Here is a 3659-nt window from a genome sequence, read left to right as displayed (position 1 = left end):
TGTGGACGACGGCGTAATTCCCCGGGGCGACGGTCACGTAATTCCCCAGGTCCTGGCCTTTGTGTGGGGCTAGGTTGTTAGAGGCTGTCCGGTGTCGGCAGGTTGAGCCCGACACTGGCATCTGGGTGTGGCCTTGATCGAGGGGGAGGCTTGTGGTGGAGCTGCGCGCGGAAGCGGTCCGGTGGGTGGACGACGAGCCGTTCCCGGGCGTGGTGGAGGTCCGATTCACGGACGCGGAAGGGCATCAGTGGTCGCTGGTCGACAAGGCTCCGATCTTTGACGCCGACGGCGTGCTGGGTCCCGATTCGGCCTATCCACTGGAGGTCGGTGTCGCCTGCGTGATCGTCGGATCAGCCTGGCTCCAGGAGGATGGCGAGCGCGTCACGGTCTCCACCACGCCGCATGGTGTCGCGGCCAGGGATGGGCGGGACGAGTTCACGGTGCGGCGCGACCAGCTCACCTGCTGAGGGCAAGCGTGAGCATGCAGCGGTGGAGCTATCGCTATGTCGGACCGGCCGAGTTGAGGAGTCTCGTCCGACCGGGCGGCGAGGGCCGGAGCACGGGTTCGCCAGCGGACTTCGACGAGTGGGTCTCGGCTCGGACGGTGGAGGAGTTGGCCGAGCCCTTCACCTTCGTCGTGGATCATGCTGGGGTCCTGCGGCTCGCGCCGCGTCGCAGTGAGCACGTGGTGTGTGCTGCTGGGGAAGCGGTCCTGGGCGCCGGCGAGATCAGCTTCCGCGAGGAGTCCGGGCGGTGGGCGGTCGACGAGGTCAGCAATCAGTCGACCGGCTACTGCCCGGACGTCAGCTCGTGGGCGGCCGTCGCCGAGGCCCTGGACCAGGCCGGGATCGTTCGTCCGTCCGGCTTCACGCACGAGGTGGTGTTCCGGCGCTGCCCCTCCTGCCAACAGCTCAACGTCGTGCGCGAGGAGGACTTCGTCTGCGTCTTCTGCGACGAGGAACTGCCGCGGGAGTGGAACGTGGACCGGCCCGGACGCTAGGTGGTCGGCGGCTTGTCGGTCGGGCTCTTGGGTCGCTTGTTGGGCCGGTAGCTGGGGCCGTTCATGATGACCTGGTGACTGGCGTTGATGAGCCGGTCGAGGAGGGACTCGGCGACGACGGGGTTGGGGAAGAGCGGATACCAGTCACTGGGAGCCCGGTTGCTGGTGATGATCACGGACCGGCCCTGCCGCTCGGAGACGAGTTCGTAGAGGTCGTCGGCCTGGGGAGCGGTCAGCTGGCGCATGGCGAAGTCGTCCAGGATGAGCACGTCGGGGCGGACGATCTCCCGCATGCGCCGGTCCCAGGTGCGGTCCGCGTGGCCACCGGCGAGCTCGGCCAGGATCCGGCTGGTCTTGGAGAAGCGGACGTTGGCGCCCTGGCGGATGGCGAGGTGCCCCAGCGCCTGGGCGACGTGTGTCTTTCCGACCCCGACCGGCCCGAACAGAATTACGGACTCGCCCGCGTGGAGCCAGCGCAGGGCGGCCAGGTCACGGATCTGGGCCGCAGGCAGCTTCGGAGAGGCATTGAAGTCGAAGCCCTCCAAGGTGGCCTGCTGCTCGAACTTCGCTTTGCGCAGGCGGCGTTCGAAGGCGACGGCCTCACGGCGGGCGATCTCGTCCTGGCAGAGGACCTGGAGAAAGTCGAGGTGGCCGAGCTCGCCGCCATGGGCCTGGGCGAGGCGGGCGTCGAGAGTCTCCAGCATCCCCGACAGCCGCAGAGTTTTGAGTGACTCGCGCAGGGCGGTGTCCATCACGCTCATCGTGCGGCCCCCAGAGCGTCGCCGTGCTCCTGGTCATCGCGACGCTCGCCCGGCGTCTGCATGGGGATGGCGGCGGCGAACAGGCCCTCGGGCCCGTGCAGGAAAGCCGCCGCTCCGGCGTCGCCGGTCTCCGGTTCGGCCTCGCTCTCGGTGCCGGCGACCAGGATGCCCTTGATCGTGCGGTAGGACGGGTCGCCGACTGAGACGGCCTTCGCGCAGGCGGCCTCCAGGCGCCGGTCACCGTACTTCTTCCGCAGGCCGAGCACCCCTTGGGCGGCGCGGAGCCGGTAGAGCGCGTTGACCTCCAGCAACTGGTCGATCACCTCCCGACAGGCGTCACCGACCTCGGACGCCTGGCTGCGGCACCAGATCGGCGTCTTCATCTGGAAGGCGATCTTCTCCGGCGGGTAGTCGCCTCTGTCGGTGCGTTTGCCCTGCTCAAGGGCCGCGTGGGTCTTGACCAGCTCGCCCTCGTGGAAGACCTGGACCATGGTGGCGGTGGAGCGGACATCGACCTTGCGGCCGATCAGCTTCCATGGCACCGAGTAGAGGGTGCGGCCGACCTTGATGTGGATGTCCGGGCCGACCGTCGCGCTCGACCACTTCGCCAGCACGAACGGCGTCTGCGGCAGCGGGAGGAGGGCTTCGGCCTCCACCGCCTCGAACACCGCCAGCGGAGCCGCCCCCTGAAGCGGCCGACAGTGCCGGCGGCCCGCGGTCTCCCTCGCCCAGATGAGGGCCTCGGCCTGCATGTGGTCGAGGGAGGTGAACTGGCGCCCGCTCCAGAACGAGTCCCGGACATAGGGCATAGGCCGCTCCACCCTTGCCTTGTCCTTCGGGTGCGAGGCCCTGGCAGGATCCACCAACGTCCCGTAGTGGGCGGCGAGTTCGGCATACGACCTGTTGATCTGCGGGTCGTAGAGATCCGGTTTGTCCACCCCGGTCTTCAGGTTGTCCGGCACCAGACGGCGCGGGACACCACCGAAGAACCGGAACGCGTCCACGTGGGCCAGGGTCCACGCATGCTGGTCCATGTGCGTCACGGGACGCACGAACATGTGCCGCGAGCAGGGCAGTACCATCACGAACGCCCAGATCCGGTGCCGCTTGCCGGTCCTCGGGTTGATCCACTGCCCCAGGAAGCCGTAGTCGATCTGGGCCTCCGAGCCCGGCTCGACGTCGTCCCGCAGCACCGTGACCTTCGATCGCGCCGCCTCGTCCGGCAGGTTCGCGTGCACCCACCGCCGAAACGACGTGAGCGACGCCTTCAGCTTCTGTTCGTCACGCAGGCGTTGATGGATCGTGGTGACCGTGGTGGTCTCCAGCAGCTGCTTGATGTAGTCACGGTGCTCCTCGATCTCCGGCCAGGTCAGCTGGTTCAGCCGCCGGCTGGCCAGCTCCGGGAACCAGCTCTTGATCAGCTTGGACCAGTCCGCCTCACTCATGGGCGGCCCGCCCGGGGCCATCCCGGCCGCCTCCGCCGGCGCCAGGTACTTCCTGATCGTCTTGCGGTCCACCCCCAGCGAAGTGGCCACCTGGCTCTTTGACCGGCCCGCGTACCAGTGGACGTAGATCTCGACGATGTCGACCACGGTGAATGTTCTCCTTGCCATCCGGTGCGTCCGTCGACCTCTCGGCTCGCAGATCGAGGGACGCCTGCGGATCCGAGATGGTCAGGACCCTCGACTCGGGCACCGGCATGCCCATGGGGAACCAGACCGATTCGCAAGGAATGGCTAACTACTTCTCAAACCACCCAAAACGGCGAGAAACATGCAATGTCGAGCGGAGTCCGCACCGGCCACGGTCACCATCCCCATGGGGACTCGTGACCGCAGGGGTGGGGAATTACGCCGACACGAAACCTCGGTTCGTGGGGAAATTCTTGGTCGCCGACA

Annotated in this window: 4 protein-coding genes; 2 read left to right on the top strand and 2 right to left on the bottom strand. The window is 67.7% G+C overall.

Annotated elements, in window-relative coordinates:
* Positions 1-155: 155 nt before the first annotated feature.
* Together J2X68_RS40160 and J2X68_RS40155 are read left to right on the top strand one after the other, a co-directional pair.
* Positions 156-467: a hypothetical protein gene (locus J2X68_RS40160; protein ID WP_079657358.1), complete on the top strand. Its 312-nt coding sequence runs from the start codon at positions 156-158 to the stop codon at positions 465-467.
* A gap of 14 nt (positions 468-481) precedes the next feature.
* Positions 482-1000, top strand: coding sequence for a hypothetical protein (locus tag J2X68_RS40155; protein WP_079664514.1), 519 nt, complete (start codon positions 482-484; stop codon positions 998-1000).
* Here J2X68_RS40155 and istB read toward each other — a convergent pair.
* A complete protein-coding gene (istB, locus tag J2X68_RS40150; RefSeq protein ID WP_269460202.1) occupies positions 997-1752 on the bottom strand; it encodes an IS21-like element helper ATPase IstB in 756 nt (251 codons plus the stop codon). The two genes, J2X68_RS40155 and istB, sit on opposite strands and share 4 nt — an antisense overlap.
* A gap of 5 nt (positions 1753-1757) precedes the next feature.
* The gene (istA, locus tag J2X68_RS40145) at positions 1758-3353 is read right to left on the bottom strand and encodes an IS21 family transposase (RefSeq protein WP_310437542.1); all 1596 of its coding nucleotides are present in this window, start codon (positions 3351-3353) and stop codon (positions 1758-1760) included.
* Positions 3354-3659 lie beyond the last annotated feature (306 nt).

The sequence above is a fragment of the Streptomyces sp. 3330 genome (genome assembly GCF_031456635.1).
Classification (GTDB): domain Bacteria; phylum Actinomycetota; class Actinomycetes; order Streptomycetales; family Streptomycetaceae; genus Streptomyces.
The sequence above is the reverse complement of the archived record's forward strand: the minus strand, read 5'-3'. Positions and strand labels throughout refer to the sequence as shown.

Bases quoted from the DNA above. Each gene is read 5' to 3' on its own strand.
- istB (WP_269460202.1), bottom strand. From the start codon at position 1,752: ATGGACACCGCCCTGCGCGAGTCACTCAAAACTCTGCGGCTGTCGGGG.
- J2X68_RS40155 (WP_079664514.1), top strand. From the start codon at position 482: ATGCAGCGGTGGAGCTATCGCTATGTCGGACCGGCCGAGTTGAGGAGT.